The sequence below is a fragment of the Streptococcus sp. VTCC 12886 genome (assembly GCF_049893425.1).
GTDB classification, from domain to species: domain Bacteria; phylum Bacillota; class Bacilli; order Lactobacillales; family Streptococcaceae; genus Streptococcus; species Streptococcus suis_AA.
On record NZ_JBMVJB010000003.1, the window covers coordinates 48212 to 65189 of the forward strand.

Consider the following 16978-nt stretch of genomic DNA (forward strand, 5'->3'; position numbering starts at 1 on the left):
ACAAAAGCTATGATATCAGGAGTTCTGCGACCAATAAAACATATGCGAAGCGGTATTATTTTATAATTTTTCTGAAAGTTTTCCCAAACTTATTTACATATATACTTGACATTCTTCTGTAAGCGTTTTATAATATACACGTTACAAGGAATATGAAGGTCTTCTCAGACTTTCATAGGATCTAAAAAAATTTAGGAGGATCAATAATGAGTATTGGAATCATTATTGCAAGTCATGGCGAATTTGCTGCTGGTATTCATCAGTCAGGTTCAATGATCTTTGGCGAACAAGAAAAAGTACAAGTCGTTACTTTTATGCCAAGTGAAGGTCCTGATGATTTATATGCCAAGCTGAATGCAGCCGTTGACGCATTCGATGCCGATGATGAAGTTTTGGTTTTGGCTGACCTTTGGAGTGGTTCACCATTTAACCAAGCAAGCCGCGTAGCTGGTGAAAATCCAGACCGCAAGGTAGTCATCATCACAGGTCTAAACTTGCCAATGCTTATCCAAGCATACACAGAACGTATGATTAATGCTTCTGCTGGTGTGGAAGAAGTTGCGGCAAACATTATTAAGGAAGCTAAGGATGGAGTGAAGGTTCTTCCAGAAGAACTTCAACCAGCTGAAGCTACTCCTGTGGCAACTGCCACTCCTGCTGCACCTCAAGGTGCTATCCCTCCAGGAACTGTTATTGGTGACGGCAAGTTGAAAATCAACTTGGCTCGTATCGATTCGCGTCTCTTGCATGGTCAAGTGGCAACTGCTTGGGTTCCTGCTTCTAAAGTAGATCGTATTATCGTTGCATCTGATACGGTTGCAAAAGATGAATTGCGCAAACAACTCATCAAACAGGCTGCACCTGGTAACGTAAAAGCGAACGTTGTACCAATCAAGAAATTGATTGAGGTATCAAAAGACCCTCGCTTTGGTAATACACATGCCTTGATTCTTTTCGAAACGCCTCAAGAAGCTCTTGAAGCGATTGAAGGTGGACTTGAAATCAAAGAATTGAATGTCGGTTCTATGGCTCACTCAACTGGTAAAACAATGGTCAACAACGTATTATCAATGGATAAAGATGACGTTGCAACATTTGAAAAATTGCGTGACCTTGGAGTGAAATTTGACGTTCGTAAAGTACCAAACGATTCGAAAAAAGACTTGTTTGAACTTATCAACAAGGCAAACGTAAAATAAATCGATCTGTTAGTATAGAAAGGATTACAACATGTCAGATATTACATTTATTTCTGCAATTCTCGTTGTCATCGTTGCCTTCTTCGCTGGTCTTGAAGGTATCCTTGACGAATTCCAATTTCATCAACCATTGGTCGCTTGTACCCTTATTGGTCTCGTTACTGGTAACTTAGCTGCAGGTGTTATGCTTGGTGGTTCTCTACAAATGATTGCCCTTGGTTGGGCTAACATCGGTGCAGCTGTTGCTCCTGACGCCGCTCTCGCTTCAGTTGCTGCTGCTATCATCATGATTAAAGGTGGAGACTTCTCAACTGAAGGTATTGCCGTTGCTACTACAACTGCTATCCCTCTTGCAGTAGCTGGTCTTTTCCTTACTATGATTGTACGTACAATCTCAGTCGGTCTTGTACACGGTGCTGATAATGCTGCAAAAAGTGCTAACTTTGCTGCAGTAGAACGTTACCACTTATTTGCTCTCCTTCTCCAAGGTTTGCGTATCGCCATTCCTGCTGCTCTTCTTCTTGCAATGCCAGCTGAAGCTGTTCAATCTGTTCTTGAAGCAATGCCAGAATGGCTCAAAGGCGGTATGGCTGTCGGCGGTGGTATGGTTGTAGCCGTAGGTTACGCTATGGTTATCAACATGATGGCAACTCGTGAAGTTTGGCCATTCTTCGCACTTGGTTTTGCATTTGCTGCAATTAGCCAATTGACTCTTATCGCACTTGGTGTTATCGGTGTTGCAATTGCCATTATCTACCTTAACTTGTCTAAACAAGGTGGTTCTGGTAACGGTGGTGCTTCATCTAACGACCCAATCGGCGATATTCTTGAAGACTACTAAGAGAAGGGAGATTTAACCATGTCAGAAAAAATTCAACTTTCCGTAAGCGATCGTAAAAAAGTTTGGTGGCGTTCAACCTTCCTTCAAGGTTCTTGGAACTACGAGCGTATGCAAAACTTAGGTTGGGCATATGCAATGATTCCAGCTATCAAAAAACTCTACACTAAAAAAGAAGATCAAGCTGCTGCCCTTGAGCGCCACTTGGAATTCTTCAACACACACCCATATGTTGCTTCTCCAATCCTTGGTGTAACACTTGCCCTAGAAGAAGAACGTGCTAATGGTGCTGAAATCGACGACAAAGCAATCCAAGGTGTGAAAATCGGTATGATGGGACCTCTTGCAGGTATCGGTGACCCAGTTTTCTGGTTTACTGTTCGTCCGATTCTCGGTGCCCTTGGTGCTTCACTTGCAATGACTGGTAACATCGTTGGTCCACTTCTATTCTTTATCGGATGGAATGCTATCCGTATGGCCTTCCTCTGGTATACTCAAGAATTTGGTTACAAAGCTGGTAGTGAAATCACTAAAGACATGTCAGGTGGTATCTTACAAGATATTACAAAAGGTGCTTCTATCCTTGGTATGTTCATCCTTGCTGTACTTGTTCAACGTTGGGTTTCTATTAATTTCTCTGTAAACCTTCCTGCTAAACAATTGCCAGAAGGTGGCTACATTGTCTTCCCAGAAGGTACAGTTACTGGTACTGAGTTGAAAGGTATTCTTGGTCAAGCTCTTAGCGGATTTAGCCTTGAACCAACTCAAGCACAAACTTTACAAGGCCAGTTGGACAGTTTGATTCCAGGTTTGATGGGACTTCTCCTTACTTTCCTCTGCATGTACTTGCTTAAGAAAAAAGTAACACCAATCACAATGATTATCGGTCTCTTCATCGTAGGTATTCTTGCTCGTTTCTTCGGAATTATGTAATCAATTACCCCGCAAATGCGGGGTTTTATGATATAATGAATATCTAAGAAGGGAACACTATGGCACAATCACAAAATACAAGCATTGAGCTACAAACCACAGGAGTTTCTTACATGGGATTTGGTGGTAAGGTTGGCAAATTTTTACTTGGTGACAAGGCTCTAGAATTCTATCCTGATAGCAACGTTGAGCGCTATATCCAGATTCCTTGGTCAGAGATGACTAGCATTGGTGCAAATGTTTCTGGAAAAAAAATCAGTCGACATTTTGAAATTTACACCAAAAAAAGTCGATTCCTGTTTGCTTCCAAAGACTCTGGTAAGATTCTCAAAGTTGCTCGTGAGCATATCGGAAATGAGAAAGTCGTCAAATTACCAACCCTCATTCAAACAATTGGAAGAAAAATTTTTAATCTATTTGCCAAAAAATAGAAAATCAAGTATAATAAGATAAACGGATAAGTAATTAGTTTAGCTTTTCAGAAAGTCTGCGGTTGCTGTGAGCAGATAAGTAAAATTAATGAAATTCTACCGTTGCTACTAAAATTAAATATTAAAAAGTGCACACATGTGAAACTGGATGGAACCGCGGTAAATATCGCTCCAGTAGTTACTCATGTGTGCGTTTTATTTTAAAAAAAAGAAAGGAAAGTTCAATTTCATCGTCACTCAAGATGCTAAAAATTGAACTAGAGCATTAGGCTCTGTCAAAGTAAAAAGCCACCTAAAAAATCTAAACTTTCTAGTAACTTTCTACTTTGACTTGTAGCTACTCTGCTCTGGGTATTCATAGTTATGTTAGATATAAAACGTATTCGTACAGATTTTGACGGAGTAGCTTCTAAATTAGCTACACGTGGTGTAACTGCTGAAAGCTTGGAAAATATCAAAGAATTGGATGCAAAACGCCGTGAAATCTTGGTTACTGTAGAAGAATTAAAAGCTGAACGTAACACAGTTTCTGCAGAAATTGCCCAAGCAAAACGTAACAAAGAAAATGTAGATGATAAGATTGCTGCTATGCAAAAATTGTCTGCAGATGTGAAAAATTTAGATGCAGAACTCTTCGAAATTGATGAAAAACTAAATGCCATCCTTGCAGTTCTTCCAAATACTCCTCATGATTCTGTTCCAGTTGGGGTAGACGAAGAGGAAAACGTGGAAGTTCGCCGTTGGGGAACACCCCGTGAATTTAATTTCGAGCCAAAAGCTCACTGGGATTTGGGTGAAGACCTTGACATTCTGGACTGGGAACGTGGTGCAAAAGTAACTGGTGCTCGTTTCCTTTTCTACAAGAATTTAGGTGCTCGTTTGGAGCGTGCCCTTTATAACTTCATGTTGGATGAGCATATCGCAGAAGGCTACCAAGAAATTATCACGCCTTATATGGTTAACCGTGACTCAATGTATGGTACCGGTCAATATCCAAAATTTAAAGAAGATACGTTTGAGTTGACTGATACTAACTATGTCCTCATTCCAACTGCGGAGGTGCCATTGACCAACTACTACCGCAACGAGATTTTGGAAGAAAAAGACTTGCCAATCTACTTCACAGCTATGAGCCCATCTTTCCGTTCTGAGGCAGGTTCTGCTGGTCGTGATACCCGCGGTCTTATCCGCCTCCACCAATTCCACAAGGTAGAAATGGTCAAATTTGCCACACCAGAGCAATCTTATGATGAATTGGAAAAAATGACAGCAAACGCAGAAAATATCCTTCAAAAATTAGGCTTGCCTTACCGCGTTTTGTCCCTCTGTACAGGGGATATGGGCTTCTCAGCAGCCAAAACCTATGACTTAGAAGTCTGGATTCCTGCCCAAAATGCCTACCGTGAAATCTCAAGCTGTTCAAATACCGAGGATTTCCAAGCCCGTCGTGCCCAAATCCGCTACCGCGATGCTGCTGACGGCAAGGTCAAATTGCTCCACACCCTCAATGGGTCTGGTTTGGCAGTTGGTCGTACTGTGGCTGCCATCCTTGAAAACTACCAAAATGAAGACGGCTCTGTTACTATTCCCGAAGTACTCCGTCCATACATGGGTGGGGTAGAAGTTATTAAACCATAGGAGTGAGATATGAAGCCAAAGAAATGGTATAAAGATAAAAGTCGTAAAGAAATTGCTGGTGTTATTGCTGGACTATATGACTATTTTGACCTGTATGAAAACTATGGTTGGAAGTTAGAAAACGTTCGATTGGTTGTCATCTTCTTGGCCATTATCACTAATTTACCTTTTTTAACTGCCTATATCGTTCTGGCAATACTTTTACCTGATAAATCAGAATTAAATTAAAATAAAAAACGTTTCCGTTATCCAACTGACTAACAGAAACGTTTTTTTGGATCCAAAATCCACTTCTCCATGTAGACCATGTCCATAGCTTCTTGTTCAGGTTCGGTTTTGACAAGTTTTTCATAGAAAGCGACTAATCTAGGCTCCTGTAAGACGGTACAGAGCACACAACGGATAACTTGTCAGATAAAGGCTTTCTAATTCTAGCATAGCCTTGTGACCATAGCCTTTTCCTCTGTGGTCTGGATCAATGCCAATCATGTCTAACCAGCCCTGGTCAGCATCTTCAGCGACCGTTGTTCGTACTAAACCGACTGACTGTGTGCCCTTCCTCGACAATCTTGTAGTAGGTGCAATTTGGTCGTGCAAATCCTGATTGAAAATAGTCCATAGCTTCAATAGCAAGGTTGTACTGGTCCTGATAAGTTTCATACAAAGCTGCAAATGCTCGGTGCTGAATAGGTAGCAATTCTTCTGCGTTTGATAGATCTGCTTTTACTAACATGGAAAACCTCCTGAAATGATTTTATCCCTTGTATCAAATCTAGAAAAAAATACTAGGTCTTCCTAGTACTTTCTAAAGCGTTGATAGCGGTTTTCGAGCAGCTCATCTAGTGGCAAGGTCTGCAGTTGAGCCAACTGGCTGACCAGGTTTTCCTTGATGTCAGCCAAGACTTCCTTGGTAGCTCTGCCATTTTCCAAAACAACCCGATCGACCACTTGGAGTTTCTCCAACTCGTATGACGTGATCTTCATGAGTTCTGCTGCTTCCATGGCCCGACTGCCGTCTTTCCAGAGGATAGAGGCAAAACCTTCAGGGCTGAGGACAGCGTAAATAGAGTTTTCCAGCATCCAGACCTGGTCTGCGACTGCTAGAGCAAGAGCCCCACCAGATCCTCCCTCACCGATGATAATGGCGATAATAGGCACCTTGAGGTCGCTCATCTCCATGAGGTTTCGGGCAATGGCCTCGCCCTGTCCACGCTCCTCTGCACCGACGCCTGGATATGCTCCTGCAGTATTAATAAATGTGACAACTGGGCGACCAAACTTCTCCGCCTGCTTCATAAGGCGAAGGGCCTTGCGGTAACCTTCAGGATGGGGCTGACCAAAGTTGCGTTTAAGGTTGTCCTGGAGGTTCTTGCCTTTTTGGATTCCAATAACTGTCACAGGCTGACCTTCTAGAAATCCGATACCACCGACCACAGCACCGTCATCGCGGAAGTTTCGGTCACCATGTAACTCAATAAAATCATCGAAGAGTTGCGTGGCATAGTCTAAGGTCGTCAAGCGTGCCTGATCACGTGCCAAACGGATCATACGTGCAATATCACTGGTCATCTTACACCTCCATGCATTCTCAGCAAGCGACTAATCGTCGTCGGTAAATCTTGGCGTTTGACAATGGCATCAACAAAGCCATGTTCTTGTAAAAATTCAGCCTTCTGGAAATCGTCTGGCAAATTTTCCCGTACAGTTGACTCAATCACGCGCCGCCCTGCGAATCCAACCAGGGCCTGTGGCTCAGCCAAGATAATATCTCCTTCCATAGCAAAACTAGCCGTCACACCTCCTGTTGTCGGGTCAGTCAAGACCGTCAAGTAAAAGAGACCCACATTAGAATGACGTTTTACTACAGCTGAAATTTTGGCCATTTGCATCAGACTCATAATGCCCTCCTGCATTCGAGCACCGCCAGATGCGGTAAAGAGTACAACTGGGAGTCGCTCTTCCATAGCGAGTTCGAAAAGACGAGTGATTTTCTCACCGACCACCGTTCCCATAGAGGCCATGATAAAGTTTGAGTCCAAAATCCCCAAAGCTACTGAATGACCACCAATTTTCGCCCTACCAGTCAAGACTGCCTCATCCAGTCCCGTTTTCTGACGATTTTCAGACAACTTTTCAAGATAATTTGGAAAATCGAGCGGATTTTTCGTGTCAATTCCTGTAAATAATTCCTCAAATGTTCCCTCATCTATCGTCAAATTCAGACGTTCATAGGCTGTAATTCGAAAGTTATATGAACAATGGTGACAGACTTTTTCTGGTCCAAGATCTCGTTTGTACAAAATCTCTTTACAAGCAGGACACTTCGAAAAGAGTTCATCTGGCACTTCCGGCTTTGTTTGAATTGCCTTTTCTGTCCGTGAACGATTGGGACTGATGCGAATATACTTATCCTTTTTACGAAACAAAGCCATACTTCTCTCCTAATTTACTTTTTTAATTCTTCTTGATAGTGCGGTAAAAACTCTTCCATAAGATAGGCTGTATCATAATCACCAGCCACAACACGTTTGTCAGAAATCAAGTGCAACTGGAAGTCCGTATTGGTTACCACTCCTTCAATTTCTAGTTCATAAAGCGCACGTTGCATTTTCATTAGAGCTTCGAAACGATTTTCTCCATGCACAATAACCTTAGCAATCATAGAATCATAGTATGGTGGAATCGTGTAGCCCGGATAAACTGCCGAATCCACACGCAAACCAACGCCACCACTTGGCAGATAAAGATTGGAGATTTTTCCCGGGCTTGGGGCGAAGTTGAAGGCTGGATTTTCGGCATTGATACGGCATTCAATAGCATGACCTGTAATCTGCACATCTTCTTGACGGACACTGAGTTCCTGACCAGCTGCTATTTTAATCTGCTCCTTGACAATATCCACACCAGTCACAAACTCGGTTACAGGATGTTCTACCTGCACCCGTGTGTTCATTTCCATGAAGTAAAATTCACCTTTGGCTTCATCCAAGAGGAACTCAATAGTCCCTGCATTTTCATAACCAACTGACTGGGCAGCCCGCACAGCTGCTTGACCGATACGGTCCCGCATGGTCTGGCCGATAGCAATAGACGGAGCTTCTTCTAAAACTTTTTGGTTATTGCGTTGAAGGGAACAATCCCGTTCTCCCAGATGAATGACATGACCATGCTGATCCGCCAAAATCTGTACTTCGATATGGCGAGCTGGATAAACGACCCGCTCCATATACATAGCGCCATTACCAAAGGCTGCCTTGGCTTCGCTGGAAGCCGATTCGAAGGCAGGTACTAAGTCTTCAGCTTTTTCCACCTTACGAATCCCCTTACCGCCACCACCTGCCGATGCCTTGAGCATGACAGGGTAGCCAATCTTATCAGCGATTTCAAGGGCTTCTTGGATTGTTAAGACTTCACCGTCTGATCCTGGAATAACAGGCACTTGAGCCTTAATCATCTCCGCCCGCGCGTTGATTTTATCCCCCATGGTATCCATAACCGTTCCGGATGGCCCGATAAACTTGATGCCGACCTCTTCACAGAGGGTGGCAAATTTGGAGTTTTCACTCAAAAATCCAAAACCAGGGTGAATAGCCTGAGCACCTGTCACAACAGCCGCCGAGATGACCGCCTGCATATTGAGATAGGAGTCTGTCGAACGTGCTGGTCCAATACAAACTGCCTCATCTGCCAACATGGTATGGAGTGCTTCCTTGTCGGCTTCTGAATAGACAGCTACTGTCGCTATCCCCAATTCCCTGGCCGCACGAATAATCCGCACCGCTATCTCACCACGATTGGCAATCAAAATTTTCTCAAACATGATGAATCCTATCTCCTTTTTAACATAGAATAATTGTTATAACAATCTCAAGATGAGAATATTAAATAATGGTTATCAATAGCAGTTCTTCATTTTACTTTTAGTGCTTGCTCCAAAGGTTTGGGAAACCTTTGGAGGTTGGAAATGAGACGAATAAAATTCGTATCATTTGTTGTAGACAGTACTTGGGTACGGCAAAACGAGTTAACGACGCAATAAAAGATAAAATGGAGAACTGATTTATTTCCCGATAGCAAAAGTCAACACCCCCGATGCAGCCAATTTCCCGTCCACCTCTGCCTTTGCCTCAACGACCGCAATGGTTCCACGGCGTTTGACAAATTTAGCTGTCATGATTAACTGGTCTCCAGGTACAACTTGCTTCTTAAATTTAACTTTGTCCATGCCGGCATAAAAGACCAGGTTGCCCTTGTTTTCTTCCTTGGACAATTCCAAGACACCTGCGGTTTGTGCCAAAGCCTCCATGATGAGAACACCTGGCATGACAGGATAGTCTGGAAAATGCCCGTTGAAGAAGGGCTCGTTAATGGTCACATTTTTGAGGGCCACAATCTCATCTTCCGATACTTCAAGGACACGATCGACCAAGAGCATAGGATAGCGATGAGGAAGCGCCTCTTTAATTTTCAAAATATCAATCATTTGATACGTACCAATCCTTGTCCATATTCTACAACGTCTTGGTTGGCCACCAAAATCTCTGTGACAACACCGTCACGGTCAGCAGGCACTTCATTCATGACCTTCATGGCTTCAATAATCATGAGGGTCTGCCCTTTTTTGACCGTATCGCCAACTGCTACGAAGGCTGGCTTGTCAGGCGATGGAGACAAATAAGCTACACCAACTAAAGGACTTTCCACCACTGCACCTTCTGCCACAGGGCTTACACTTGCTTCTGTTGGAGCTGGCTCACTGGTTTCAGCTGCTGGCACGGCTGGGCTTGCAGAAGCTACTGGAGCAAGCGGAGCTTCTACCTTTGGACTCGGAGCCGCTATCGCCTGCTGATTTTTACTGAAATGCAAGGTTTCCCCAGCATTGCTATATGAAAATTCTCGCAGACTTGACTGGTCAAACTGACTCATCAAGTCCTTTATTTCTGTAATATTCACTTAAGCCTCCCAACGTTTGAAAGCAATCACCGAGTTGTGACCTCCAAAGCCGAATGTATTTGAAATGGCATGACGGATTTCCATATCACGGCCTTGACCAAAGATGACATCCGCCTCGATGTAGTCAGACAATTCTGTCGTACCAGCTGTCTTTGGTGCGTAAGAGTGCCGCATAGCCTCAATGACAGCTGCCGCCTCAACTGCACCCGCTGCCCCCAACAAGTGGCCTGTGAAGGACTTGGTGGAAGAAACTGGCGTATTCTTGCCGAAGACGGATACGATAGCTTGGCTTTCCCCTTTTTCATTAGCCGGTGTCGAAGTGCCATGAGCATTGATGTAGTCAATATCAGCTGGCTCTAAACCTGCTTCTGAAATGGCCAACTTCATGGCCTTAATAGCACCCAAACCTTCTGGATGTGGAGAAGTCATGTGGTAAGCATCGCAGGTATTTCCATAACCAACGATTTCAGCCAAAATCGTCGCCCCACGCGCCTCTGCATGTTCCAAACTTTCCAATACTAAAACCGCGGAACCCTCTCCCATGACAAAACCATTGCGTTCCTTGTCAAATGGAATAGACGCACGTTCTGGATCCTCAGTAGTCGACATAGCTGTCAAAGCTTGGAAACCACCGATTGCAAACGGAGTAATGGCTGCCTCTGCTCCACCAGCCAACATGACATCTTGGAAACCAAACTTGATTTCACGGAAGGCCTCTCCTAAGGCATCATTTGACGAAGCACAGGCTGTGATGACACACTTGCAGACACCATTTGCACCGACCTGCATGGCAATATTACCAGCCGCCATGTTTGGTAAGGCCTTTGGAAGAGCCATAGGACGAATTCGTTTTGGCCCCTTTTCGTTCATACGAGCCACTTGCTCTTCAATTTCCAAAATACCACCGATACCTGTTGATAAGATAACGCCAAAACGGTCACTGTCAACCGCTTCTGTATCGAGATTGGCATTGGCTACGGCCTCTCGAGCCGCATAAAGAGCATAGAGTGAGTAGTTATCATAGCGATTTGTATCTTTTTTTACAAAGTATTTATCAAAAGGAAAATCCTTAATTTCGGCCGCATTATGAACAGAGTATTCACTAGTATCAAACTTGGTAATCTTTCCGATACCAATCTTACCATTGACCAAGCTATCCCAGAATTCCTCTGGCGTATTTCCGATTGGAGATGTCAGACCGTAGCCTGTTACTACTACACGATTTAATTTTTTCATTTTCAAACCTCTCTTAAAACAACACACAAAGCAATATTAAATTCACAGTGCGTTATTGCAGTCTTTCCGTTTGCTTTTAGTTCTACGAACAAAGTTTATTTCAACAAGTTACAGACAGCTTCAATAGTCCAGTGGACTATTGAAGATTGGAAATCGTACTTACGAAAGTAAGTAACGCTCCATTAGTACGGCAAAGCGAGTTCAAACAATCCAATAAATTGTTTGAAGCTGGAAAACTGGAAACCAAGTTTCCTCGCTCTTCGAAGTAATAAAAGATAAACCGGAAGACTGGTTTACTGCATTGTCAAGCCACCGTCAACAGCAATCACCTGTCCTGTTAGATATTCTTGCTTGGCAAGGAATACAGCAACATCAGCTACTTCTTCTGGTGCCCCAAACCGTTTCATAGGAATTTGTGCAATCATAGCTTCTTTAATCTTGTCAGATAGTACGTCTGTCATATCAGACTGGATAAAACCCGGCGCAATCGCATTGACACGAACATTTCGCCCAGCAACCTCACGGGCAATGGCTTTGGTAAATCCAATCACACCTGCCTTTGATGCAGCATAATTGGCCTGTCCAGCATTTCCAATCAAGCCAGATACACTTGATAGATTGATAATAGCACCTTCACGAGCCTTTGTCATTGGTTTCAAAACAGCCTGCGTCATATTAAAAGTTCCAGTAAGATTTACCTTCAGAACCCTATCAAAATCCTCTTCTGTCATACGAAGAGCCATTCCATCTTTGGTAATCCCTGCATTGTTGACCAAAATATCGACGCTACCGAGTGTTTCGATGGCTTCTGCTACCATTCGTTTGGCATCTTGGGCGCTTGAAATATCTCCTGAAATAGCTATGACTTTCACACCATAACCTGCAAAGTTATCCAGCAACTCCTGGCCTAGCTGACCACGACCGTTCAGCACCACATTAGCGCCAAGACTAGCAAACTTATGGGCAATGGCCAACCCAATTCCTCGACTTGAACCTGTTACAAAAACATTTTTATTTGTTAATTCCATGATTCCTCCTCATGATTTATTCAATACTATTTGTAACCCCTCTATATCTTCAATGGCTACAACATGCGCTGTCTTATCGATTTTCTTGACAAATCCTGATAATATTTTACCTGGACCGATTTCAATAAAGTTAGTCACGCCAGCTTCCTGCATGGTTGCGATTGACTCATAGAAACGAACTGGTTCCATCACTTGACGGGTTAGAAGAAATCTTATCTCATCTTTTTTCATCACTGTAGCTTGGGTATTTCCCACCAATGGTACTCGAAAATCTGCGAAATCTACCTGTTCCAAAGCTAAGGCTAACTGATCTGATGCTGGTTTTAAAAGTGCTGTATGAAAGGGGCCAGATACATTGAGCGGAATCATCCGTTTGACACCTGCTTCCTTCAGCAATTCAACTGCCTCATCCACAGCAACCACCTCGCCACCGATGACGATTTGGGCCGGTGTGTTGTAGTTGGCTGGGGAAACGATACCAGAGGTAACTGTTGAGCAAATTTCTTCAATCAAGTTGACATCTGTGTTGAGAACAGCAACCATTTTACCAGTACCCGCTGGCGCAGCCGTTTCCATATATTCACCACGCTTAGCGATCAGGGCAATCGCATCTTCAAAGGCCAAAGCTCCCGATGCCACCAGAGCTGAATATTCTCCCAAGGATAGTCCAGCTACCATATCAGGTTGTACTCCCTCTTCTTCCAGTAGTCGAAAAATAGCCACAGAAGTGGTCAAAATAGCAGGTTGGGTATAGCGAGTCTGATGTAATTTATCCTCTTGATTGTCAATTAGGGCACGAATGTCATACCCCAGAATCTGACTAGCCTGGTCAAACGTTTCTCTAACTATCGGGTAATATTCGTAAAGGTCGCGAACCATACCCACTGTCTGAGACCCTTGACCTGCAAAAAGAAAAGCTGTCTTTGTCATCCTATTCTCCAACCGAAGCCCAACGGCTTGCCTCTTCTTTAATCACTTTGGCTGCTCCATAATAGATATCTTTCAAAATATCTTCACAAGATTCTTCTTTAGAAACTAGACCAGCAATTTGACCAGCCATTACTGAGCCATTTGTTACATCACCATCAACAACTGCATTGCGGAGCGCTCCTGCACCAAGTTCTTCAATAGCATCTGCCGAAATTTTACCTGCCAAGAAATCTTTCTCTGCAGCTGCATAGGCAGATGACAACTTATTCTTGATGGCCCTCACAGGATGTCCAACAATAGATGCAGATACTGTTGTATCAATATCCTTAGCTTTTAAAACTTTTTCCTTATAAGACTGATGGGCATTAGACTCTGTAGCTACTACAAAACGAGTTCCAACTTGCACCGCTTCTGCACCCAACATGAATGCTGCTGCTGCACCTGCACCATCTGCAATACCTCCAGCAGCAATAACAGGAATAGATACAGCTTCAACAACCTGACGAACCAAGGTCATGGTGGTCAATTTACCAATATGGCCTCCGGCTTCCATTCCTTCAGCAATAACAGCATCTACCCCTAATTTTTCCATGCGTTTAGCAAGGGCTACACTCGGTACAACAGGAATAACCGTAATCCCTGCAGCATGGAGACGCTCCATATACTTCCCTGGATTTCCAGCTCCTGTAGTGACAACTTTCACACCTTCTTCGATGACCAAGTCAACAATGTCATCCGCAAAAGGAGACAAAAGCATGATATTGACACCGAAAGGCCTGTCCGTGATAGATTTAACCTTGTCTATGTTAGCCTTGACCACCTCTTTGGGAGCATTCCCTCCACCGATGATTCCTAGACCACCTGCATTAGATACGGCACCAGCCAAATCTCCATCAGCCACCCAAGCCATACCACCTTGAAAAATAGGATACTGAATATCGAGCAATTCTGTTATTTTCGTCTTCATAATTTCCTCTTCTTTTTTCTTGCTTACCTAATCATTTGAATATCAAACCATTAGCTAAACAAGCGAGGGCCAAACCCTCACTAAAAATTAGTTTGATACTTCAATGTTTTGAACATCAAACTAATTATTCAAAGAAAAATGCTAAACAGCATTTTCCTTAACAGTCATTATTTTGTTTTTTCTTCAACATAAGCAACCAAATCGCCTACAGTTGTCAAACCTTCTTCAGTATCGATTTGAATATCGAATGCATCTTCGATTTCAGAGATGACTTGGAAAAGATCCAATGAATCTGCATCCAAATCTTCAAAGGTTGTTGTAAGGGTCACTTCTTCAGCATCCTTACCCAATTCTTCAACGATGATTTCCTGTACTTTTTCAAATACTGCCATGATATGTGTCTCCTTTTGGAAAATAAAATATTTTAATCTTGCCTAGGGCAAGGAATTAACTAAAGTTGTAAGAGTAGAGTTCCCCATGTGAGGCCTCCACCGAAACCAGCCATGAGAACAGTCTGGCTTCCATCCAATCGCAACATTCCGCTCTCTACACATTCTGATAAGAGAATAGGAAGACTTGCTGCGCTGGTATTGCCATATTTATCCATATTTACTGGAAATTTCTCACGCGCCACTCCCAATTTACGAGCCATCTTATCTAGGATACGTATATTGGCTTGATGTAGCAAGAAATAATCAACGCAATCCACAGTCATATCAGCTTGTTCTAGCAGCTCTGCCATGGTTGCCGTAACATCCCTCGTAGCAAATTCAAATATAGCTCTGCCCTCCATTTGGATAAAGGGTTGCTGACGGCTTTGTGTAGAGAATGGCGTCTCTTTCTGGTCTATCCCTGCTGTCAGACTAGCACCTCGACCGCCATCTGTTCGCAAGATTTCTGCTAAAAAGCTCGGTTGTTCACACGCTTCCAGCAAAACTCCTCCAGCACCATCTCCAAATAAAACTGCCGTTGATCGATCTGACCAGTCGACAGACCTTGATAGGGTCTCTGCTCCAATGACAAGTCCTCTCTTATAGACTCCTGAAGCAAGCATTTTTTCCGCTGTTGATAGCGCAAAAACAAATCCTGAACAAGCTGCAACGAGATCATAGGCAAAAGCCTTTTTCGCACCAATTGCTGCTTGAACCATAGCTGCCGTTGATGGCATGGATGCATCTGGAGTAATCGTTGCGACGATGATGAAATCAATATCAGAAGCATCTAGTTGAGACTTTTCTAATAATTTCTTTGCTACCTGACTAGCTAATTCACTAGTTGTCTCGTCCTTAGCAACATGTCGTTGTCTGATACCTGTACGGCTACGAATCCATTCATCACTGGTATCCATTTGCTGGGCTAAATCATCATTGGTCACAATCTTCTTCGGAAGGTAGTGGGCTACCTGACTGATTTTAGCATAGGTTCTCATTTCAAATCCTCCAAGAAGTGATAGAGTTTCATGAGTCCTTTCTTCATTACTTGGTATTCCGTATCATCCATTCCATCCGTGATTTGTTTCACCATTTCATTATGAAATCTTTGATGCAATCGATAGACTAATCGGCCCTTCTTTGTTAAATAGATATGCACCACACGCCTGTCTTTGGTCGAACGAATCCGTTCCACGTATCCTTTTCGTTCCAAATTATTCAGGCTGGTTGTCACGGTTCCCAAAGTAACCATCAAAGTCCGAGCTACATCACTCGGTGTAGCCCCATCAATATTTCCAATCACATCAATCGTGTGCATTTCTTTTATGGAAATGTCATTAAATCGGCTACTACGCAGACTTGTTTCTTCAATCACTAACACATTATTAAAAATGGCCGTTAAATAGTCATTCACTTTTGGATCTTTCAAAACAGGCCTCCTTTACTTTGATAGCCAAAGTATAAACCATAAAATTTTGAATGTCAAACATTTTTTTGAACAATCTGTCATTATTTCCCGATAAATATCGGTCTCCGACGTTCAGTATGTGCCCGAACACCTTCTTTAAAATCCTCTTTATAGGCTAGAGATTCTTGCATGGCTAACTCCAATTGACGATATGACTCCCAGTCCTTAAACTGACTTTCCCAAACCAATTGTTTAATGGCAGCATAGGAGTTAACAGAGCCACGCAAGAGTTTTTTTAACACTTGGGCAACTACCTTCTCTAATTTTTCTGGCTCAGCCAGTTTATAAACAATACCATATTCCAGGGCCTTATCAGCGGATAACCCTTCTCCAGTAATGGCTAATTGACTAGCACGATTGCTACCAATCGCCCGACTAAGCAAGAAGATGCCACCCGCATCTGGGGCTAGCCCAACACCTACAAAGGCTTGAATGAACTTTGTTTTACTTGATGCAATAACAAAGTCTGCCGCTACTGCCATATTGGCAGCTGCTCCAGCAACCGCACCATCTGTTACCATTAAAACAATTTTAGGTATTTTCTTCAGCGCAAACGAAATATCATTGACGAGCTCAGCAATTTTGACGAGCGAACCAATATCATCTTCATCTACGGCACGCTTCATCTCCACCAGATCTCCCCCTACTGAGAAAACGGAGCCCTCTGCTTGAATTTGTAAGATTTTTACAGTTTCATCATTTTCTGCAAGTTGAATGGCATTTAATATTTCCTCACACATGGGAATATTAAACCCATTTGACACATCAGGTCTATCGAGAGTCAAAATAGCAATTGAATCGATTACTTCATAGCGAATAGTTTGGTAGGCCATACCATCCTCCTTCTAAAATAATTTGATATTTAAAAGGTTTGAATATCAAATTTCAAATTCTTGTTTTCCATTGTAACATAGTTTTTGACAGAC

General features: G+C 43.0%; 21 protein-coding genes. 6 read left to right on the forward strand and 15 right to left on the reverse strand.

The annotated features are described in order from the left end of the window. Nucleotides 1-206: 206 nt before the first annotated feature. The 6 genes from ACPC57_RS01505 (at nucleotide 207) to ACPC57_RS01530 (ending at nucleotide 5267) form a co-directional block, all read left to right on the forward strand. Nucleotides 207-1199, forward strand: coding sequence for a PTS sugar transporter subunit IIB (locus ACPC57_RS01505; RefSeq protein ID WP_217374694.1), 993 nt, complete (start codon nucleotides 207-209; stop codon nucleotides 1197-1199). A 31-nt stretch (nucleotides 1200-1230) separates the two neighbouring features. Then, nucleotides 1231-2040 carry a PTS mannose/fructose/sorbose transporter subunit IIC gene (locus ACPC57_RS01510; protein WP_217374693.1) on the forward strand — a complete coding sequence of 270 codons (810 nt, stop codon included), beginning with the start codon at nucleotides 1231-1233 and terminating at the stop codon, nucleotides 2038-2040. A gap of 18 nt (nucleotides 2041-2058) precedes the next feature. Next, nucleotides 2059-2970: a PTS system mannose/fructose/sorbose family transporter subunit IID gene (locus ACPC57_RS01515; RefSeq protein ID WP_274504586.1), complete on the forward strand. Its 912-nt coding sequence runs from the start codon at nucleotides 2059-2061 to the stop codon at nucleotides 2968-2970. A 59-nt stretch (nucleotides 2971-3029) separates the two neighbouring features. Then, a complete protein-coding gene (locus ACPC57_RS01520) occupies nucleotides 3030-3401 on the forward strand; it encodes a DUF956 family protein (RefSeq protein ID WP_274504585.1) in 372 nt (123 codons plus the stop codon). Between the two features lie 363 nt (nucleotides 3402-3764). Then, on the forward strand, nucleotides 3765-5039 hold the full coding sequence (serS, locus tag ACPC57_RS01525; protein ID WP_274504584.1) for a serine--tRNA ligase: 1275 nt from the start codon (nucleotides 3765-3767) through the stop codon (nucleotides 5037-5039). Nucleotides 5040-5048: 9 nt separating this feature from the next. Beyond that, the gene (locus ACPC57_RS01530) at nucleotides 5049-5267 is read left to right on the forward strand and encodes a PspC domain-containing protein (protein ID WP_171989364.1); all 219 of its coding nucleotides are present in this window, start codon (nucleotides 5049-5051) and stop codon (nucleotides 5265-5267) included. Between the two features lie 138 nt (nucleotides 5268-5405). Here the strand turns inward: ACPC57_RS01530 and ACPC57_RS01535 are convergent, their stop codons facing one another. The 15 genes from ACPC57_RS01535 to ACPC57_RS01605 form a co-directional block, all read right to left on the reverse strand. Further along, entirely contained in the window at nucleotides 5406-5636 is a 231-nt protein-coding gene (locus ACPC57_RS01535; protein ID WP_434066163.1) for a GNAT family N-acetyltransferase, read from the reverse strand. Continuing rightward, nucleotides 5554-5772, reverse strand: coding sequence for a hypothetical protein (locus tag ACPC57_RS01540; protein WP_434066164.1), 219 nt, complete (start codon nucleotides 5770-5772; stop codon nucleotides 5554-5556). Before ACPC57_RS01540 ends, ACPC57_RS01535 begins: the two co-directional genes overlap by 83 nt. A 62-nt stretch (nucleotides 5773-5834) precedes the next feature. Further along, on the reverse strand, nucleotides 5835-6608 hold the full coding sequence (locus ACPC57_RS01545; protein WP_289649208.1) for an acetyl-CoA carboxylase carboxyl transferase subunit alpha: 774 nt from the start codon (nucleotides 6606-6608) through the stop codon (nucleotides 5835-5837). Then, entirely contained in the window at nucleotides 6605-7471 is an 867-nt protein-coding gene (gene accD / locus ACPC57_RS01550) for an acetyl-CoA carboxylase, carboxyltransferase subunit beta (protein ID WP_277836850.1), read from the reverse strand. Before accD ends, ACPC57_RS01545 begins: the two co-directional genes overlap by 4 nt. Before the next feature lie 14 nt (nucleotides 7472-7485). Next, nucleotides 7486-8859 (reverse strand): acetyl-CoA carboxylase biotin carboxylase subunit, encoded by a 1374-nt coding sequence (locus ACPC57_RS01555; protein ID WP_130555231.1) that lies wholly within the window; start codon nucleotides 8857-8859, stop codon nucleotides 7486-7488. A gap of 240 nt (nucleotides 8860-9099) precedes the next feature. Beyond that, nucleotides 9100-9522 carry a 3-hydroxyacyl-ACP dehydratase FabZ gene (gene fabZ, locus ACPC57_RS01560; protein WP_130555232.1) on the reverse strand — a complete coding sequence of 141 codons (423 nt, stop codon included), beginning with the start codon at nucleotides 9520-9522 and terminating at the stop codon, nucleotides 9100-9102. Continuing rightward, entirely contained in the window at nucleotides 9519-9992 is a 474-nt protein-coding gene (gene accB / locus ACPC57_RS01565; RefSeq protein ID WP_130555233.1) for an acetyl-CoA carboxylase biotin carboxyl carrier protein, read from the reverse strand. Before accB ends, fabZ begins: the two co-directional genes overlap by 4 nt. Then, complete coding sequence (fabF, locus tag ACPC57_RS01570; RefSeq protein WP_239604541.1) at nucleotides 9993-11228, reverse strand: beta-ketoacyl-ACP synthase II; 1236 nt, start codon at nucleotides 11226-11228, stop codon at nucleotides 9993-9995. A 293-nt stretch (nucleotides 11229-11521) separates the two neighbouring features. Then, complete coding sequence (fabG, locus tag ACPC57_RS01575) at nucleotides 11522-12256, reverse strand: 3-oxoacyl-[acyl-carrier-protein] reductase (protein ID WP_277836852.1); 735 nt, start codon at nucleotides 12254-12256, stop codon at nucleotides 11522-11524. Nucleotides 12257-12265: 9 nt separating this feature from the next. Next, nucleotides 12266-13186 carry an ACP S-malonyltransferase gene (fabD, locus tag ACPC57_RS01580; protein WP_434066165.1) on the reverse strand — a complete coding sequence of 307 codons (921 nt, stop codon included), beginning with the start codon at nucleotides 13184-13186 and terminating at the stop codon, nucleotides 12266-12268. Nucleotide 13187: 1 nt separating this feature from the next. Beyond that, complete coding sequence (gene fabK, locus ACPC57_RS01585) at nucleotides 13188-14153, reverse strand: enoyl-[acyl-carrier-protein] reductase FabK (protein ID WP_434065362.1); 966 nt, start codon at nucleotides 14151-14153, stop codon at nucleotides 13188-13190. Nucleotides 14154-14320: 167 nt separating this feature from the next. Continuing rightward, entirely contained in the window at nucleotides 14321-14545 is a 225-nt protein-coding gene (locus ACPC57_RS01590; RefSeq protein ID WP_002938891.1) for an acyl carrier protein, read from the reverse strand. Nucleotides 14546-14604: 59 nt separating this feature from the next. Continuing rightward, a complete protein-coding gene (locus ACPC57_RS01595; protein WP_434066166.1) occupies nucleotides 14605-15582 on the reverse strand; it encodes a beta-ketoacyl-ACP synthase III in 978 nt (325 codons plus the stop codon). Next, nucleotides 15579-16013 carry a fatty acid biosynthesis transcriptional regulator FabT gene (gene fabT / locus ACPC57_RS01600; protein ID WP_024392560.1) on the reverse strand — a complete coding sequence of 145 codons (435 nt, stop codon included), beginning with the start codon at nucleotides 16011-16013 and terminating at the stop codon, nucleotides 15579-15581. Before fabT ends, ACPC57_RS01595 begins: the two co-directional genes overlap by 4 nt. 80 nt (nucleotides 16014-16093) lie before the next feature. Beyond that, nucleotides 16094-16885, reverse strand: coding sequence for an enoyl-CoA hydratase (locus ACPC57_RS01605; RefSeq protein WP_217374680.1), 792 nt, complete (start codon nucleotides 16883-16885; stop codon nucleotides 16094-16096). Nucleotides 16886-16978: the final 93 nt, after the last annotated feature.